A 16434-nucleotide genomic window follows, 5' to 3' on the forward strand; every position below is an offset into this window, starting at 1 on the left:
CAGTAACACGGAGTGACCGCCGCTCTGCCCGAGGTGAATCCGCTCGCCGCCTTTGCTCTGCACCCACGGACGCATCGGTAACCCAGCGTACCGAAGAGGTGGCAGGCCGCGCGGCGGCCGTTTCCTGTCGTCGCAGCTCAGGGCCGTGCTGCGTCGATGGCTGCAGAGCAAAGGCGGCAGCGAGGATATACCGGAGCGGAACGCAAAATCACGCTGCGTCATGCTGACGCAGCGTGATGAGTGCGGCGGCGGATGGTCGCCGCCCCGGGTCAGGAGTCGAGGTTACGGTGCCGGGTGCGCAGCTTGAACGGCATCAGCGCACTCTCGATCTTGGTGGCGGTGGTCATCTTCGAGTCGCCGTCGCGGCGCTCCTCGAAGCGGATCGGCACCTCCAGGATGGTGTGGCCGAGCTTGGTGGCGAGGTAGTGCATCTCCACCTGGAAGCTGTAGCCGTTGGACTGCACCCGGTCCAGCCCGATGTCGCGCAGGGCGTCGGCGCGCCAGATCTTGAAGCCGGCGGTCAGGTCGCGGATCCGCACCCGCAGCAGCGTGTGCACGTAGAGGTTGGCCCAGCCGCTGAGCGCGCGGCGGTAGAGCGGCCAGTTCTCGTCCAGCTCCCCGCCCGGCACGTAGCGGGAGCCGATGACCACGGACGCCTGGGTGGAGAGCAGGGCGCCCAGCATGCCGGGCAGCGCCTCCGGCGGGTGCGAGAGGTCGGCGTCCATCTGGGCGACGAACTCCGCGCCGTCGTCGATCGCGCGGCCGATGCCGTCCACGTAAGCCCGGCCGAGGCCCTCCTTGCCGGGGCGGTGCACCACCAGCACCCGGTCCGGGTGCTCGATGGCCAGCTTGTCGGCGACCTCGCCGGTGCCGTCGGGAGAGTTGTCGTCCGCGACGAGCACCTTCAACCCCGGCAGCGGCAGCGCGAGGAGGCGCTCGACCACCACCGGGAGATTGCCCGCCTCGTTGTAGGTCGGAACGACGACGGTCAGGCGCGCGTCCGCCCACGGGGAGGGCAACTGCACGGGTTGGATCATCACGGACTTCCTCGGTCGGCCGACAGGTTCACCTGAGAGGGTAGCCAGTCCGCTTCGCAGGGTTCGCAGTGACGCCCCGGGAGCGGCCCGCTCAGCTGTCCGGCTGCTGTCGGGTCGCGATGTCCGACAGCCGGGCCAGCGTCTCCTTGTTGCGCAGATGCAGCACCAGGTCGTTGAGCTTGGTGCGGACCCAGCGCAGCGGCCCGGCGGCGAAGTCCTCACCGATGGTCACCCTGGTCCGGCCGTCCGGCAGCGGTTCCAGGACGAAGGCCACGATCGCCTCGCCGGCCGGCCACAGCCCGGCGCGCAGCACCAGCCGCTCCGGCGCCCGGCACTCCAGCACGGTGGACGCGTCCTGGAGCGAGAGCGGCCAGGGCCCGGCCCGATGGTGCAGCCGGCTGCCCACCCGGGGCCAGGCGTCGTCGACGTCGCGCACGTGCGCGGTGCCGACCACCCAGTCGCTGTAGGTCCACCCGTCGGCCAGCACCTCGAAGACCCGCTCCGGGGACGCCTCGATCACTCTCGCCACAACCGCCACGAAAGTTCGGTACCCCGCCGGGGCTCCCGCTAACGACGGCCGGGTTAGCTTCTCCGGGCCGGCGGGTATCCGAAGTTGACGTTTACTCCTCGGGGGGTCGGGAACCCGCCGCCCGTGCGACGGGACCACGAGCGGGATCAGTGCAGGTCAGCCGGGGTCGACCCGGATGACCGGCCCCCGCGCGGCCTGTACGAGGCGGTGCTGCTCGACCGGGACGGCACGCTGGTGGAGGACGTGCCCTACAACGGCGACCCGGAGAAGGTCCGGCCGGTGCCGGGTGCCCGGGAGGCGCTGGACCGGTTGCGCGCGGCGGGGCTGCGGCTGGCCGTGGTGACCAACCAGTCCGGGCTGGCCCGGGGCTACTTCACCGCGCACGACCTGCGCCGGGTCAACGCCCGGGTGGAGGAGCTGCTCGGCCCGTTCGACAACTGGCAGATCTGCCCGCACTCCGAGGCGGACCGGTGCGCCTGCCGCAAGCCGGCGCCCGGCATGGTGCACGCCGCCGCCCGGGCGCTCGGCACCACGGCGGGCCGGTGCGTGCTGATCGGGGACATCGGCGCCGACATGGCCGCCGCCGCGGCCGCCGGCGCCGCCGCCGTCATGGTGCCCACGCCGGCCACCCGCGACGCCGAGGTGGCCGCCGCGCCGACGGTCGCCGCCGACCTGCCGGACGCGGTGGACACGGTGCTGGCCCGGATGCGGCTGGTGGCCGCGCCGGAGACCGCGCGTCGGCCGGGCCGGGGCACGGTGCTCGTGGTGCGCAGCGACGCGGCGGGGGACGTGCTGGTCACCGGCCCCGGGATCCGGGCCGTCGCGGCCGGCGCCGAGCGCGTCGTGCTGCTCTGCGGCCCCCGTGGCCGGGCCGCCGCCGACCTGCTGCCCGGCGTCGACGAGATCATCGAATGCCGGCTGCCGTGGATCGACGCCCCCGCCCCACCTGTCGACCCGGACGACATGCGCGCGCTCACCGAGCGGCTCGCCGCCGTACGCGCCGACGAGGCGGTCGTCTTCACCTCCTTCCACCAGTCGCCGCTGCCCCTGGCCCTGCTGCTCCGGCTCGCCGGCGTATCCCGGATCAGCGCCATCAGCGACGACTACCCCGGGGCCCTGCTCGACATCCGTCACCGCGTCCCCGTCGGCGTACCCGAACCCGAGCGTGCCCTCTCCCTCGCCGCCGCCGCCGGCTATCCGCTGCCCGCCGACGACGAGCCGGGGCTACGGCTGCGCGCCGACCGGCTGCCGCCGGTCCCGGCCGCCGCCGGGCCGCCCGGCTACGTGGTGCTGCACCCGGGATCCTCGGTGGAGACCCGCGCCTGCCCGGTCGAGCTGGCCACCCGGGTGGTGCGGGTGCTCTCCGCCGCCGGCCACCGGGTGGTGGTCACCGGCGGGCCGGACGAGCGCGAGCTGACCGCCCGGGTCGCCGCGGCGGGCGGGACCGACCTGGGTGGACGGACCGGGCTGGACGAACTGGCGGCGGTGATCGCCCGGGCCGGGGCGCTGGTGGTCGGCAACACCGGCCCGGCGCACCTGGCCGCCGCGCTGGGCGTGCCGGTGGTCAGCCTGTTCGCCCCCACCGTCCCGTTCGGCCAGTGGGGCCCCTACCGGGTGCCCACGGTCCGCCTCGGCGACGCCGCCGCGCCCTGCCGCGACACCCGCGCCACCACCTGCCCGGTGCCCGGCCACCCGTGCCTCTCCGCGGTGGAGCCGGGCCGGGTGCTGGAGGCGTTGCGACTGCTCGGGGTGGCCGCATGAACATCCTGCTCTGGCACGTGCACGGCTCCTGGACCACGTCCTTCGTGCACGGCAAACACCGCTACCTGGTGCCGGTCACCCCGGACCGGGGTCCGTACGGGCTGGGTCGGGCGCGCACCTACCCGTGGCCGGACAGCGCCGTCGAGGTGACCCCGGAGGACCTGGCCCACGCCGACGTGGACCTGGTGATCCTGCAACGGCCCGAGGAGGTCGACCTGGCCGGCGAGTGGCTGGGTCGCCGGGTGGGCCGGGACGTGCCGGCGATCTACGTCGAGCACAACACCCCCAAGGGCGAGGTGCCGAACACCCGCCACCCGATGGCCGACCGCGACGACCTGCTCCTCACCCACGTCACGCACTTCAACGAGCTGTTCTGGGACAACGGCGGCACCCGCACCACGGTGGTGGAGCATGGCGTCCTCGCCCCGGCGGTCGAGTGGACCGGCGAGCTCGACCGCCTCGCCGTGGTCGTCAACGAGCCGGTACGCCGATGGCGGGTCACCGGCACCGACCTGCTCGCCCGGTTCGCCGAGGTGGCGCCGCTGGACGTCTACGGCATGAAGGTGGCCGGGCTCGCCGCCCACCTGGGCCTGCCGGAGGAACGGCTGACCAGCCACGACGACGTACCCCAGCGCGCCATGCACACCGAGCTGGGGAAACGGCGCGCCTACCTGCACCTGTGCCGGTGGACGTCGCTCGGGCTCAGCCTCGTCGAGGCGATGACCATCGGCATGCCCGTCGTCGCGCTCGCCACCACCGAGGCGGTCGAGGCGGTGCCACCCGCCGCCGGCGCGCTCTCCACCCGGGTCGACGTGCTGGTCGAGGCCGCACGGGGCCTGCTGGACGACCCGGCGGCCGCCCGGCGGGCGGGCGCCGTGGCCCGGGCCGCCGCCCGCGACCGCTACGGCCTGGAGCGTTTCCTCACCGACTGGGACCGGCTGCTGGAGGAGGAAGTATGCGCATCGCGATGATCTCGGAACACGCCAGCCCGCTCGCCGTCCTCGGCGGGGAGGACGCCGGTGGCCAGAACACGCATGTCGCCGAGCTCTCCGCCGCGCTCGCGGCCGCCGGCCACGACGTCCGGGTCTACACCCGCCTCGACGCGGTGGACCTGCCGGTGACCGTGCACACCCCGCACGGCTACCAGGTGGTGCACGTGCCCGCCGGTCCGGCCGAGCCGGTGGCCAAGGACGACCTGCTGCCGTACATGCCGGCGTTCTCCGACTGGCTGGCCGACCGGTGGCGCGCCGGTGACTGGCAGCCCGAGGTGGTGCACGCGCACTTCTGGATGAGCGGCCTGGCCGGGCTCGCCGCGGCCCGGCGCACCGGCGTGCCGGTGGTGCAGACCTACCACGCGCTCGGCGCGGTCAAGCGCCGCCACCAGGGCGCGCAGGACACCAGCCCACCGGGCCGCATCGACCACGAGCGGGAGCTGGGCCGCTCGGTCGACCGGGTGGTCGCCCAGTGCCAGGACGAGGTCGCCGAGCTGGTCCGGCTGGGCGTGCCGCGGTCCCGGATGACAGTCGTGCCGTCGGGGGTGAACCTGTCCACGTTCGGCCCGCTGGGCCCGGCCGTCGACGCCGACGGCGGCCGGGCCCGCATCCTCACCGTCGGCCGGCTGGTCGAGCGCAAGGGCTTCCAGGACGTCATCCGCGCCGTCGCCGCGGTGCCGGACGCCGAGTGCGTGGTGGTCGGCGGGCCACCGGCCGGACTGCTGGAGACCGATCCGTACGCGCTGCGGCTGCGCGCCCTCGCCCGTTCGCTCGGCGTCGCCGACCGGGTACGCCTCGTCGGCGCGGTGCCGCGCGAGGAGATGGCCCGCTGGTACCGCTCGGCGGACGTGCTGGTCGCCGCGCCGTGGTACGAGCCGTTCGGGCTCACCCCGCTGGAGGCGATGGCGTGTGGCGTGCCGGTGGTGGCGACCGCGGTCGGCGGGCTCATCGACACGGTGGTGCCCGGACGCACCGGCGACCTGGTGCCGGCCCGCGAGCCGGCGGCGCTCGGCGCGGCGCTCCGCGCCCTGCTGGGCGACCGGATCCGCCGCTTCGCCTACGCCACCGCGGCGCTGGAGCGGGCCCGCACCCACTACTCGTGGGCCACCGCGGCCGAGCGGCTCGGCCAGCTCTACGGCGAGGTGGCCACCGTGCGCCGGCCCACCCGGGTGGTCGCCTGATGACGGCCGCCCCGGACGCCGGCCCGACCGTGCTGGCGGACCACCTGACCCGGCTCGCCGCCGCCCTGCTGCCGTTGCGTCGGGCGGAGCCGCTGCTGGCCCGCTGGGGCGGGAACCTGGCAGACCGGCTCGCCACGGGCGGGCGGCTGCTGGTGGCGGGCAACGGCGGCAGCGCCGCCGAAGCCCAACACCTCACCGCAGAACTCGTCGGCAAACTCCGTGACGACCGCCGGCCCCTCTCCGCCATCGCCCTGCACGCCGACACCAGCACCCTCACCGCCATCGGCAACGACTACGGATACGACGACGTCTTCGCCCGCCAGGTCCACGCCCACGGCCGACCCGACGACCTCCTGCTGCTCATCTCCACCAGCGGCACCAGCCCCAACCTCCTCACCGCCGCGCACGCCGCCCACGCCGCCGGCCTGCGCACCTGGGCCTTCACCGGACCCGCCCCCAACCCCCTCGCCGACCTCTGCCACGACGCCCTCACCGTCGACTCACCCGACAACCAGGTCGTCCAGGAACTGCACCTGGTCGCGGTGCACGTGCTCTGCGAGTACGTCGACGTGGCGCTGCCGGCGGCGCTCGCCGCCCGCGCCCCGGCCGGCGGCGTGCGCACCGGCGTCGAGGTGGTGCTCGGCGACCCGGATCCGGAGGTGCAGGCCCGATGAGGAGGTCGAGCATGGCGGGACCCGTGGTGGTGCTCGGTGACACGTTGCTGGACCGGGACGTGGAGGGGCTGGTGAACCGGCTCTGCCCGGACTCCCCGGTGCCGGTGCTGGACGAGACCACGTCCGTCGACCGCCCCGGCGGCGCCGGACTGGCCGCCGTCTTCGCCGCCGCGCAGGGCGCCGAGGTCGCGCTGGTCACCGCCGTCGCCGACGACGCCGGCGGCGCGCGCCTCGGCACCCTGCTCGCCGCCGCCGGGGTGCAGTTGTACGCGCTGCCGCTGGCCGGCGCCACGCCGGAGAAGATCCGGCTGCGGGTGCGCGGGCGGGTGCTGCTGCGCCACGACCGGGGCGGCGCGACAGGCGTGCCCGGCGAGCCGAGCGAGGCCGTGCTGCGGCTGCTCGCCGGCGCGTCCGCGATCCTGGTCAGCGACTACGGGCGGGGCGTCGCCGGCCACGGCGCGCTGCGCGCCGCGCTGGCCGCCACCCGGGCGCCGGTGGTCTGGGACCCGCACCCGCGCGGCCCGGCGGCGGTCCCCGGTGTGCACCTGGCCACCCCGAACGAGCCGGAGGCCCGGGAGCTGGCGAAGACGCCGCCGGGCGGCTCCCGGCTGGCGAACGCCTCGCGCAGCGCCCAGGCGTTGCGCCGCCGCTGGCAGGCCGGCGCGGTGGCGGTGACGCTGGGCGGGGACGGCGCGTTGCTCTGCCACGCCGGCTCCACCACCCCGCTGGTGGTGCCGGCGCCGGCCGCCGAGGGGGACACCTGCGGCGCCGGGGACCGGTTCGCCGCCGCCGCCACGCTGGCGCTGGCCCGGGGCGCGCTGGTGTCCGAGGCGGTCCAGGAGGCGGTCACCGAGGCGTCCGCGTACGTGGCCGGCGGGGGAGTGGCCGCCGCGCTGCCGGCGCCGCCGGTCACCGTCGCCCCGGCGGTGGTGACCGCGGGCGGGGACCGGATCGGCGCCCACGCCGCCGGCGAGGTGGTGGCCCGGGTACGCGCGGCCGGCGGCACCGTGGTGGCCACCGGCGGTTGCTTCGACCTGCTGCACGCCGGGCACGTGGCGACCCTCCAGGCGGCCCGCCGACTCGGTGACTGCCTGGTCGTCTGCCTCAACTCCGACGCCTCGGTGGCCGGGCTCAAGGGGCCGGAGCGGCCGGTCGTGCCGCAGGGCGACCGGAGTCGGCTGCTCGCCGCGCTCGGCTGCGTCGACGCGGTGCTGATCTTCGACGAGTCGACGCCGCACGCGGCGCTGTCCTGGCTGCGCCCGGACATCTGGGTCAAGGGCGGCGACTACGCCAGCGGCGGCGGCGACCAGACGCTGCCCGAGTCGGAGATCCTGGCCCGCTGGGGCGGGCACACGGTCGTCGTGCCGTACCTCGACGGGCGGTCCACCACCGACATGATCGCGGCGGCCCGTGCCGGCTGGCCGGCCGGCACGGTGGTCCCGGCCGGCGCCGCCGGCGAGACGGTCGTCCGATCCACGGCGAAGGGAACACGATGACCATGAGCGACGACGCGCCCGGCGCCGGGCCGACCGTGCTGGTCACCGGCGGATCCAGCGGTCTCGGCGCGGCGGTGGTCGCCGCGGTCGCCGCCGCCGGCGGCCGTCCCCTCGTGCTGGACCGGCAGGCACCCGCCGGCGGGGTGCCCTGGGTCGAGTGCGACCTGGCCGACACCCGCGCCGCCGAGGCCGCCACCCGGGAACTCGCGGAACGCTCCGGCGGGCTGGACGCGGTGGTCACCGCCGCCGGGATGGACGTGCCCGGCAAGCTGGCCGACGTGCCGGCCGAGACCTGGGAGCGGATCGTCACGGTGGACCTGCTCGCCACCGCGGCGGTGATCCGGGCCGCGCTGCCCTGGCTGGAGGAGTCCCGGGGCACCATCGTCACCGTCGCCTCCACGCTCGGCGTCAAGGCGGTGAGCGACGCGACCGCCTACTGCGCGGCCAAGTTCGGGGTGGTCGGCTTCACCCGGGCACTGGCCGCCGAACTGGCCGGCGCGGTCGGGGTGACCCTGCTGGTGCCCGGCGGCATGCGGACCGCCTTCTTCGACGAGCGGGACGCGCAGTACCGCCCCGGGCCGGACGCGGTGCTCAACGAACCGACCGACACCGCCGCCGCGGTGATGTTCGCGCTCTCCCAGCCGGCCGGTTGCGCGGTCCGCGAGATGGTGGTCTGCGCCGAGCGGGAGTCCTCGTACCCGTGATCCTGGTGCTGCGTGCGCTCGGGGTCGGTGACCTGGCCGCCGCGGTCCCGGCGCTGCGCGGCCTGCGCGCCGGGCTGCCCGGGCGGGAGCTGGTGCTCGCCGCCCCGGCGTGGCTGGCGCCGCTGGCGGAGCTGACCGGCGCGGTCGACCGGGTGCTGCCCACCACCGGACCGGGCCGGATCGGGTGGACCGGACCACCGCCGGAGGTGGCGGTGAACCTGCACGGCCGGGGACCCGAGTCGCACCGGTCGCTGGCCGCCACCGGGCCGGGGCGGCTGCTCGCCTTCCGCAACCCGTCGGCCGGGCACCTCGACGGACCGGCCTGGGACGGCGACGAGCACGAGGTCCGCCGCTGGTGCCGGCTGCTGCACGCGTACGGCCTGCCGGCCGACCCGGGCGACCTGGCGCTGCGCCGGCCGGCGCCGGCCGGCGTACCGGTGGGGGCGACGGTGCTGCACGCGGGCAGCAAGGTCCCGGCGAAGCGCTGGCCGGCGGACCGCTTCGCCGGGCTGGCCCGGGCGCTGGTCGCCCGCGGGCACCGGGTGGTGCTCACCGGCTCGGCGGACGAGCGGGCGCTGGCCGCCCGGGTGGCGGCCGACGCCGGGCTGCCGCCGTCGGCGGTGCTGGCCGGCCGCACCGGCCTGGCCGAGCTGGCGGCGCTGGTCGCCGACGCGCGCGTGGTGGTCAGCGGTGACACCGGCGTGGCCCACCTGGCCACCGGTTACGGCACCGCCTCGGTGGTGCTGTTCGGCCCGGTGCCGGCGGCGCACTGGGGACCGCCGGCCGACCGGCCCCGGCACCGGGTGCTCGGCACGGGGGAACCTGTCGGATCCGACCGTGATTCGACCGGTTCGAGCGGGGTAGGAACGCACCCGAGTCTGGATGCCATCGGGATCGACGAGGTGGTGGCGGCGGTGGCCGAGGTGGAACGGGTGCCCGGTGCGGTTGCGGCGTAGCGACCCGGGCCGGCCGGGGTACGCCCGCCGGCGACGCGGCAAGGGCTGGCTCTTCCTGGACGCGACGGGCGAGCCGGTCCGCGACCCGGGCGAGCTGGCCCGCCTGCGGGAGCTGGTCGTCCCGCCGGCCTGGCGGGACGTGTGGATCTCGCCGTACCCGAACGGGCACATCCAGGCGACAGGTGTCGACGCGGCCGGGCGCAAGCAGTACGTCTACCACCCGCAGTGGCGGCGCAAGCGCGACGAGGCCAAGTTCGACCACGTGCTGGAGGTGGCGCACCGGCTGCCGGCGCTGCGCGACCGGGTGGCGCACGACCTGGCGTTGCGGGGGCTGAGCCGGGAACGGGTGCTGGCGACCGTGGCGCGGCTGCTCGACATGGGCGCGTTCCGGGTCGGCAGCGACCAGTACGCCACCGGCGACGACCCCACGTTCGGGGTGGCCACGCTCCGCCCCGAGCACGCCCGCAGGCGCGGTGGGTGTGTGGTCTTCGAGTTTCCGGCGAAGGGCGGCATCGAGCAGGTCCGGCGAATCGAGGACGCCGAGCTGTGCCAGGTGCTGCTGAACCTCCGGCGGCGGCGACGCGCCCAGGAACGGCTGTTCGGTTACTGGGACGGCCGTGCCTGGCGCGACGTGCGCAGCGACGAGGTGAACGACTATCTGCGCGACGCCAGTGGCGGGGAGATGACCGCCAAGGACTTCCGCACCTGGCACGCCACCGTGCTGGCCGCCGCGGAGCTGGCCTCGGTCGGCCCGCAGCGGTCCGCCACCGCCCGCCGGCGCGCCGTGGCGGCGGTGATGCGCTCGGTGGCCGAACTGCTCGGCAACACCCCCACGGTGGCCCGGACGTCCTACGTGGACCCGCGCGTGGTCGACCTCTACCACGACGGGGTGTTGGCGCCGGTGCGCCCGGAGATGCCGCGCGAGGCGGTGGAGCGGTTCGTGTTGACGCTGCTGGAGGAGGAGGCCGACTGACCCGACCGGCCCCGTCGGTCCTGGGGGGAAGCGACGGGGCCGGGGACCGGGTCGTGCGGCTCCGGGGGACCACCGGGGCGGGCCACCCGCGGCCGACAGCCGCGGGCGCCACGCCACGGCCCCCCGTTACCGGTGGGCCACCGTCGGTGCGCCGACGCCGACCCGGGTTCAGTCTGTACGCGCCGGGTTGACTTCGGATGCCGCGCTGTTGACGATCCGTGCCTGTTCCAGGTGCCGCGTCCGGTACGCCTGCGGCGTCTCCGCCTGCGCGGCCCGGAAGGCGCGGGAGAAGTGGGCCTTGTCCCGGAACCCCCAGCGGCCGGCGATGAGCTGGATCGAGCGGTCGCCCAACGCCGGGTCGGCCAGGTCGCGGCGGCACCGGGCCAGCCGCTCGTCGCGGATGTAGGCCGCGATCGTGGTCTCCTCGACCTCGAAGAGCCGGTGCAGGGAGCGGACCGAGATGTGGTGGGCGTCGGCGATCGTGCGGGGATCGAGCATCGCGTCGCCGAGGTGCTGCCGCACGTACGCCTGCACCTGGGCCAGCAGGGCGCGGCGCCGGACCTCGGTCGGGACCGCCTCCTCGGAGACCAGGTGCCGGCCGAGCAGCGTGGTGACCAGGTCCAGGCCGACGCCGCCCAGCCGCTCGGCGTCGACCGCGTGGTACTGCTCCGGATGACTGGTGATCCGGATGAGGTAGTCGGCGAGCAGCGCGCCGATGCCCTCGCGGCCGGACATCCGGCTGGCGAACAGCGGAGTGAGCCGCCGGTGCGGCAACGGCAGCGCGTCGTACGGGATGAGGGCCACGATCGAGGCGGCCCGGTCGTCCTCGTCGGCGTAGTGGCTGAGTTCCTGCGGCCGGGCACAGTCGTAGAAGGTGATGTCGCCGGGCGGGCAGACGCCGCGCTGGCCGTCCTGGTCGGCGACGCCGACACCGTTGAGCGTCACGGCGAGCAGATAGCAGTCCGCGTCGGAGCGCTGGATCAGCTTTCGGGTCCGGACCCCGTCCAGCGGGCGGTAGCGGTGCCGGATGAGCTGCATCGCCCCGAGGTCGAGGAACTCCGCCCGGGCCAGGAAGTTGTCGGCGTGCTCGGTGCGGATCCGCATGAGCGTCGGCGTCCGGGCGAGCATCTCCAGCCACAACCCGAACCGGTCGCCGGCGGGTAACGGCGCCGTGTCGAAAATCTGCGGTTGCATCGGTGTGTCCATCAACGACCCCCGTGGTCACTCGACATCCCTCCACAAGCAGGACGCCCCACGGGGCCGAAAAGCGACCACCCGTGGGGCGTGACCTCCGTCATTGACGGACGTGAAACCTTCTGTTAGGCGTCCGTTCAGTCGTTGAGCACCTGGGACAGTCGGTCCCGGAACCGGCGCTCCGAGTCGCTCACCACGTCCCCGCCGATGCCGAGGATGCCGCCGGTGGAGGCGGCGCCCACCACCTGCTCGGCGATCTCCACCAGCCAGTGCCGGTACGCACCGGCCTGCCCCTCGTCCACCTTGCCGGTGAGCAGGACGGACGCCTGGCCGGCGCGGACCAGCACGTCCTCGATCATCGCCGTCGGGTCGTCCGGCGTGAGCACCGGCAGTTCCGCGCCGGCCTCCGGGTCGCCGACCCGGGAGACGACCTCCCCGGCCACGGCCGCCACCAGCGGGCTGGCCGACTCACGGCCGGCGGCGATGGTCTCCAACCCGGCGGCGTTCTCGGCCATCGTCCGCCGGGTGCCGTCGGACTCGGCGGCGGCCGCGGCGGTGATCACCGCCTGCGGCAGACCCACCAGCAGCCCCCACTCCTCGTCGGAGACGCCGAACCGGGTGTACGCCGGCTGCTCGATCACGATCTGGTTCCTTTCGCCGTGGTCGTCGTTGTCGTCGGGCGCCGCCACGGGCGCCCGGGTCAGGCTAGTCCAGCTCCAGCAGGCCCTGTTCGGACACCACGCGCACGGAGAGCGTCTTGTAGCCCACCTCGTCGAAGAGCACCGTCATCCGGTCGTCCTCGTAGTTGAGCACCAGGCCGGGCCCCCACTCGCCGTGGCGGACCTGGCTGTGCACCGGGAACGGACCGACCGCGCCGTCGTTCGCCACGCTCGTGCCGGCGTGGCAGTTGTCGCAGTGGGCACACACCTCGGTCATCTGCTCGCCGAAGTAGGCCAGCAGGACCTGCCCCCGGCAGCCGGTGGTCTCGGCGAACGCGCGCATCATGTCGGTCCGCGACCGGGTCACCGTCTGCCGCCGTTCCGCCTCGGCGCGCGCGGCCCGCCCCGACTCGACCGCGTCGGGGGCGTAGCGGGGCGCGCCGACGCGCTGCTTGGCGCGGGGCTCGGCGGCGCCGATCTGCTCCAGCAGGGACAGGTACTGGCCGAGCTTGCGCGGGCCCAGGCCGGTCAGCTCGCGCAGCTCCTTGCGGGTGCGGGCCTTGCTCCGCAGCACCGCGGCGAGATCGCCCAGTTCCTTCTCGTCCGGCAGGCCGCCGCTGAAGTAGCGCTGCAGGCCGACGTCCTCGGCGCGCCAGAGCAGCAGCACCCGCGACGGCGAGCCGTCCCGGCCGGCGCGGCCGATCTCCTGGAAGTAGCTGTCCGGCGAGTCGGGCAGCGCCATGTGCACCACCCAGGCGATGTTCGGCTTGTCGATGCCCATCCCGAACGCCGAGGTGGCCACCATGATCGGCACCCGGTCGGCGAGGAACGCCTCGTGCAACTCGTGCCGCGCCGCCGTGGGCATGCCGCCGTGGTAGAACTCGGACGGGAAGCCCGCGTCGGTCAGCCGCTGGGCCAGCTCCTCGGCCGCCCGCCGTGTCGGCACGTAGATGATGCCGGGGCGCTCGTCGTCGCGCAGCAGCGCGATCAGCCGCCGCCACCGGTAGTCGTCGGTGGGGCAGTAGGCCACCTCGAGGAAGAGGTTGGGCCGGTCCAGCCCGGACACCACCACCTCGGGCTCGCGCAGGCGCAGCCGGGCGATGATGTCGTCGCGGACCGGCGGGGAGGCGGTGGCGGTGAGCGCCACCACGGGTGGCCGGCCGAGGCCGTCGATGAGGTGGCCGAGCGCGAGGTAGTCCGGCCGGAAGTCGTGACCCCAGGACGAGATGCAGTGCGCCTCGTCGATCGCGACAAGCGCCGGGGAGAGCGAGCGGACCTCGGCGAGCCGGTCCGGGTTGCTCAGCGCCTCGGGCGTGATGAAGAGGAACTCGGCCCGGCCGGCCCGGATCTCCTCGATCGCCTGGGCCTGCTGCGCGGCGCTCTCGTCGGAGCTGATCCGCACCGCGCGCAGCTCCGGCCGCTGCCGCTCGTTGAGCGCGGCGATCTGGTCCTGCTGGAGCGCGAGCAGTGGCGAGATCACCACGGTCGGGCCGGGGATGAGGCTGGCCGGGATCTGGTAGATCGCCGACTTGCCGGCGCCGGTGGGCAGCACCACCAGGGCGTCGTGGCGCTTCATGACGGCGCGCATGGCGGCCAGCTGGTTGGGCCGCAGCGCGGTCCAGCCGAACAGGTTCTTCGCCGCGCGGCGCAGGTTGGTGGCGTGCGTGGTCAGTTTCATCAACGGCCACAGCTACCCCCGGGTTCGCGGCCCGAAACCGCCTGGCGGGTTGACGTACGGTAACGACCGGACGACACTATGAACACAGGTTCATGAACACATGTTCATAAGGAAGGTCGATGATGCTCGACATCCGCAACGACCAGCAGGAACGCGCCTGGAACGGATACGAGGGGCGGCACTGGGCCGTGCACCGGCAGCGCTACGACGCGGTGCTGCGTCCCGGCGGCCGGCTGGCCTTCGTCTGCCTCGACGACTGGCGACGCGGCGACCTCGGCGCGGCGCTCGCGCCGCTGGCCGCGCTCCCGGAACCGTCCGACGACGACACTCCGACGTCCGACGACGACACCCAGGGCGGCGACGGACTCCCGACGCGCGGCTGACACCGTGGCCGGCGGCCACGATCCGGTCGGCGGCCACGTCCCGGTCGGCGCCGGTGTCCCGGTCGGTGACGGCGGGCCGCTCTCGCTGGCCGACCCGGCGGTGACCCGCCGGGTGCTCGCCGAGGCGGGCCTGGTGGACGTCGACTGCGCGCGGCACGAGGTGGCCGGCACCTGGGGACGCGACGCCGCCGACGCCGGCGCGTTCCTGGCCGGCTGGGGCCCGGTCCGGCACCGGCTCGCGCCGCTCGGCCCGGCCGTCGCCGACCGGGTCCGCGCCGAGCTGGTGGCGGCCATGCGCCCGTACGCCGGCCCGGACGGCGTCCGGCTGCGCACCGCGGCCTGGCTGGTGACCGCCCGCCGGCCCCGGCTGACCCGCGCCGCCGGGGCCGGCTCGCACGGGGGAGCCGGCCCCGGCACACGCCTAGGATCGGCGGTGATGGCACCGAGGAGAGCGGCCGCGCTGCGGGGCGGCGAGCAGAGTCTGCGCGAGCACCTGATCGCGGCCGCCGCGCGCCTGCTGGACCGGCGCGGGGCGGCCGGGCTGACCGTGCGCGACGTGGCCCGCGAGGCCGGCGTCGCCGACGGCGTGCTCTACAACCACTTCGCCGACAAGGAGGAGTTGCTCGCCCACGCGCTGCACGCGCACGTGCGGGCGGTGGAGGCGGCGCTGGAGGCCGCCGTCCCGCAGCCGGGCGAGGGTGACCTGGCCGGCAACCTGCGCGCCTGGCTGGACCGGTCGCTGGCCCTGCACGCGGCCATCCTGCCCGCCCTCGCCGGCCTGGCCGGCCAGCCGAAACTGCTCGCCCGGCTGGCCGAGCTGCCCGCCCTGCCCGGCGGCGACCCCGGGGTGCGGGCCGAGTTCGCCGACTACCTGCGGGCCGAGCAGCGCCTCGGCCGGGTCGCGCCGGCGGCCGACCCCCGGGCGGCGGCGACGATGCTCGTCGGCGTCTGCCACGACCTGGTGCTCGGCCGGCTGCTGGACCCGGCCGGCGCGCCGCCGCAACCCGACCCGGAGCTGGTCGACGCGCTTGTCGACACGCTGCTGCGCGGGGTGGCCCCGGCCGGGTCCGGCTGAGCGGCGCTCACCGCAGCCGGGGAAGCACCTCGCGCCGGTAGAGGTCGAACAGGCCCGGCCAGTGCGGGCCGGTGTTGGCCACGTAGACCTCGTCGAAGCCGGCCTTGGCGTACCTGTCGATCATCTCCAGGTGGCCGTCTGCGTCCGGCCCGCAGACGAACGCCTCCCGCACCTGCTCCGGCCGGACCAGCTCCGCGGCCTGCTCGAAGTGGCGCGGCGAGGGCAGCACCTGGGACAGTTCGCCCGGCACGCCCGCGTTGGGCCAACGCTCGTACGCGATCCGCGCGCCCTCGTCGGCGGTGTCCGCGTACGCGGCCTTGAACCCGCCCTGGCACGGCTTGTCGCCGCCGCCGGAGTCGCGGAACCGGCGCACCATGTCGGCGTCCGGCATCATGCTGACGTAGCCGTCGCCGATGCGGGCGGCCAGCTCGATCGCCTTCGGGCCGAAGCCGGAGACGTAGATCGACGGGGGCGTCTCGGGTCGGGTGTAGATCCGGGCGTGCTCCACCGTGTAGTGCCGGCCGTGGTGGTTGACGAAGTCGCCGCGCCACAGCTCGCGGATCACCTCGACGGCCTCCTCGAGCATCTCCAGCCGCACGTCGGCCTGCGGCCAGGCGTCGCCGAAGATGTGCTCGTTCAGCGCCTCCCCGCTGCCCACGCCGAGCACGAAGCGTCCCTCGTGCAGCACCGCGCTGGTGGCCGCCGCCTGGGCGACGACCGCCGGATGGAGACGGACGGTGGGGCAGGTGACCGCTGTGGTCACCGGCAGGCGGCAGACCTGGCTGAGCGCGCCGATGGTGGACCAGACGAACGGGCTCTGGCCCTGCGCGTCGACCCACGGGTGGTAGTGGTCGGAGATCCACAGCGCCTCGAAGCCGGCCTGCTCGGCGCCGCGCGCCTGGGCCAGCAGCTCCGCCGGGGTGTACTCCTCGCTGGACAGGAAGTAGCCGATCCTCATGGGTTTCCCTCCGCCGTGTCCGGACACCGGCCTCCCTACCCCGAGGGTCAGCGGCGGAACATCGCCCGGATCGCGATCAGCAGGAAGAGCGCGCCGACCACCAGGCCGAGCAGGCGTACGCCGGGGATGTCGGCGGCGCTCGTGGCGTCGGCGAGCGGCGGGACGGGCATGCCTGAACTCTCCC

17 protein-coding genes are annotated in these 16434 nt (G+C 75.2%); 10 read left to right on the forward strand and 7 right to left on the reverse strand.

Going from position 1 to position 16434, the window contains the following annotated elements; genetic code table 11:
• Positions 1-269 precede the first annotated feature (269 nt).
• Positions 270-1037, reverse strand: a complete 768-nt coding sequence (locus ACIA5A_RS22495; protein WP_396765567.1) for a polyprenol monophosphomannose synthase — start codon at positions 1035-1037, stop codon at positions 270-272.
• A 91-nt stretch (positions 1038-1128) separates the two neighbouring features.
• The gene (locus tag ACIA5A_RS22500) at positions 1129-1566 is read right to left on the reverse strand and encodes an SRPBCC family protein (RefSeq protein WP_396765569.1); all 438 of its coding nucleotides are present in this window, start codon (positions 1564-1566) and stop codon (positions 1129-1131) included.
• Positions 1567-1761: 195 nt separating this feature from the next.
• Between ACIA5A_RS22500 and ACIA5A_RS22505 the strand changes: the two genes are divergently transcribed.
• From ACIA5A_RS22505 to ACIA5A_RS22540, 8 genes are read left to right on the forward strand one after another with little or no spacing between them, the layout of a single operon-like run.
• Positions 1762-3327 (forward strand): HAD-IIIA family hydrolase, encoded by a 1566-nt coding sequence (locus ACIA5A_RS22505; RefSeq protein WP_396765804.1) that lies wholly within the window; start codon positions 1762-1764, stop codon positions 3325-3327.
• Entirely contained in the window at positions 3324-4298 is a 975-nt protein-coding gene (locus ACIA5A_RS22510; protein WP_396765572.1) for a glycosyltransferase, read from the forward strand. The genes ACIA5A_RS22505 and ACIA5A_RS22510 overlap by 4 nt, the downstream gene beginning before the upstream one ends.
• Positions 4283-5500, forward strand: coding sequence for a glycosyltransferase (locus tag ACIA5A_RS22515; RefSeq protein ID WP_396765575.1), 1218 nt, complete (start codon positions 4283-4285; stop codon positions 5498-5500). The genes ACIA5A_RS22510 and ACIA5A_RS22515 overlap by 16 nt, the downstream gene beginning before the upstream one ends.
• Complete coding sequence (locus ACIA5A_RS22520; RefSeq protein ID WP_396765578.1) at positions 5500-6174, forward strand: SIS domain-containing protein; 675 nt, start codon at positions 5500-5502, stop codon at positions 6172-6174. Before ACIA5A_RS22515 ends, ACIA5A_RS22520 begins: the two co-directional genes overlap by 1 nt.
• 26 nt (positions 6175-6200) lie before the next feature.
• Positions 6201-7670 carry a PfkB family carbohydrate kinase gene (locus tag ACIA5A_RS22525; RefSeq protein WP_396765806.1) on the forward strand — a complete coding sequence of 490 codons (1470 nt, stop codon included), beginning with the start codon at positions 6201-6203 and terminating at the stop codon, positions 7668-7670.
• A gap of 2 nt (positions 7671-7672) precedes the next feature.
• Positions 7673-8374, forward strand: a complete 702-nt coding sequence (locus tag ACIA5A_RS22530) for an SDR family oxidoreductase (protein ID WP_396765581.1) — start codon at positions 7673-7675, stop codon at positions 8372-8374.
• Positions 8371-9330 carry a glycosyltransferase family 9 protein gene (locus tag ACIA5A_RS22535; protein WP_396765583.1) on the forward strand — a complete coding sequence of 320 codons (960 nt, stop codon included), beginning with the start codon at positions 8371-8373 and terminating at the stop codon, positions 9328-9330. The genes ACIA5A_RS22530 and ACIA5A_RS22535 overlap by 4 nt, the downstream gene beginning before the upstream one ends.
• On the forward strand, positions 9314-10303 hold the full coding sequence (locus ACIA5A_RS22540; protein WP_396765586.1) for a DNA topoisomerase IB: 990 nt from the start codon (positions 9314-9316) through the stop codon (positions 10301-10303). Before ACIA5A_RS22535 ends, ACIA5A_RS22540 begins: the two co-directional genes overlap by 17 nt.
• A 168-nt stretch (positions 10304-10471) precedes the next feature.
• Here the strand turns inward: ACIA5A_RS22540 and ACIA5A_RS22545 are convergent, their stop codons facing one another.
• From ACIA5A_RS22545 to ACIA5A_RS22555, 3 genes are all read right to left on the reverse strand, one after another.
• On the reverse strand, positions 10472-11497 hold the full coding sequence (locus ACIA5A_RS22545) for a helix-turn-helix domain-containing protein (RefSeq protein ID WP_396765589.1): 1026 nt from the start codon (positions 11495-11497) through the stop codon (positions 10472-10474).
• A 137-nt stretch (positions 11498-11634) separates the two neighbouring features.
• Positions 11635-12138, reverse strand: coding sequence for a hypothetical protein (locus ACIA5A_RS22550; protein WP_396765809.1), 504 nt, complete (start codon positions 12136-12138; stop codon positions 11635-11637).
• A gap of 64 nt (positions 12139-12202) precedes the next feature.
• Positions 12203-13834: a RecQ family ATP-dependent DNA helicase gene (locus ACIA5A_RS22555; protein WP_396765591.1), complete on the reverse strand. Its 1632-nt coding sequence runs from the start codon at positions 13832-13834 to the stop codon at positions 12203-12205.
• 119 nt (positions 13835-13953) lie between these two features.
• On the opposite strand from ACIA5A_RS22555, the gene ACIA5A_RS22560 reads away from it, so the two are divergent.
• Both ACIA5A_RS22560 and ACIA5A_RS22565 read left to right on the forward strand, forming a co-directional pair.
• Positions 13954-14217, forward strand: a complete 264-nt coding sequence (locus tag ACIA5A_RS22560; RefSeq protein ID WP_396765594.1) for a hypothetical protein — start codon at positions 13954-13956, stop codon at positions 14215-14217.
• A 4-nt stretch (positions 14218-14221) separates the two neighbouring features.
• Complete coding sequence (locus ACIA5A_RS22565; protein ID WP_396765597.1) at positions 14222-15292, forward strand: TetR/AcrR family transcriptional regulator; 1071 nt, start codon at positions 14222-14224, stop codon at positions 15290-15292.
• A gap of 7 nt (positions 15293-15299) precedes the next feature.
• On the opposite strand, the gene ACIA5A_RS22570 is transcribed toward ACIA5A_RS22565, so the two are convergent.
• Together ACIA5A_RS22570 and ACIA5A_RS22575 are read right to left on the reverse strand one after the other, a co-directional pair.
• A complete protein-coding gene (locus ACIA5A_RS22570; RefSeq protein ID WP_396765600.1) occupies positions 15300-16250 on the reverse strand; it encodes a TIGR03557 family F420-dependent LLM class oxidoreductase in 951 nt (316 codons plus the stop codon).
• A 47-nt stretch (positions 16251-16297) separates the two neighbouring features.
• Positions 16298-16420: a hypothetical protein gene (locus tag ACIA5A_RS22575; RefSeq protein ID WP_396765603.1), complete on the reverse strand. Its 123-nt coding sequence runs from the start codon at positions 16418-16420 to the stop codon at positions 16298-16300.
• Positions 16421-16434 lie beyond the last annotated feature (14 nt).

This window comes from Micromonospora sp. NPDC051300, from assembly GCF_044455315.1.
In the GTDB taxonomy this organism is placed as follows: domain Bacteria; phylum Actinomycetota; class Actinomycetes; order Mycobacteriales; family Micromonosporaceae; genus Micromonospora; species Micromonospora robiginosa.

Bases quoted from the DNA above. Each gene is read 5' to 3' on its own strand.
- ACIA5A_RS22575 (WP_396765603.1), bottom strand. From the start codon at position 16,420: ATGCCCGTCCCGCCGCTCGCCGACGCCACGAGCGCCGCCGACATCCCC.
- ACIA5A_RS22515 (WP_396765575.1), top strand. From the start codon at position 4,283: ATGCGCATCGCGATGATCTCGGAACACGCCAGCCCGCTCGCCGTCCTC.
- ACIA5A_RS22570 (WP_396765600.1), bottom strand. From the start codon at position 16,250: ATGAGGATCGGCTACTTCCTGTCCAGCGAGGAGTACACCCCGGCGGAG.
- ACIA5A_RS22560 (WP_396765594.1), top strand. From the start codon at position 13,954: ATGATGCTCGACATCCGCAACGACCAGCAGGAACGCGCCTGGAACGGA.
- ACIA5A_RS22530 (WP_396765581.1), top strand. From the start codon at position 7,673: ATGAGCGACGACGCGCCCGGCGCCGGGCCGACCGTGCTGGTCACCGGC.
- ACIA5A_RS22555 (WP_396765591.1), bottom strand. From the start codon at position 13,834: ATGAAACTGACCACGCACGCCACCAACCTGCGCCGCGCGGCGAAGAAC.
- ACIA5A_RS22510 (WP_396765572.1), top strand. From the start codon at position 3,324: ATGAACATCCTGCTCTGGCACGTGCACGGCTCCTGGACCACGTCCTTC.
- ACIA5A_RS22495 (WP_396765567.1), bottom strand. From the start codon at position 1,037: ATGATCCAACCCGTGCAGTTGCCCTCCCCGTGGGCGGACGCGCGCCTG.
- ACIA5A_RS22545 (WP_396765589.1), bottom strand. From the start codon at position 11,497: ATGCAACCGCAGATTTTCGACACGGCGCCGTTACCCGCCGGCGACCGG.
- ACIA5A_RS22520 (WP_396765578.1), top strand. From the start codon at position 5,500: ATGACGGCCGCCCCGGACGCCGGCCCGACCGTGCTGGCGGACCACCTG.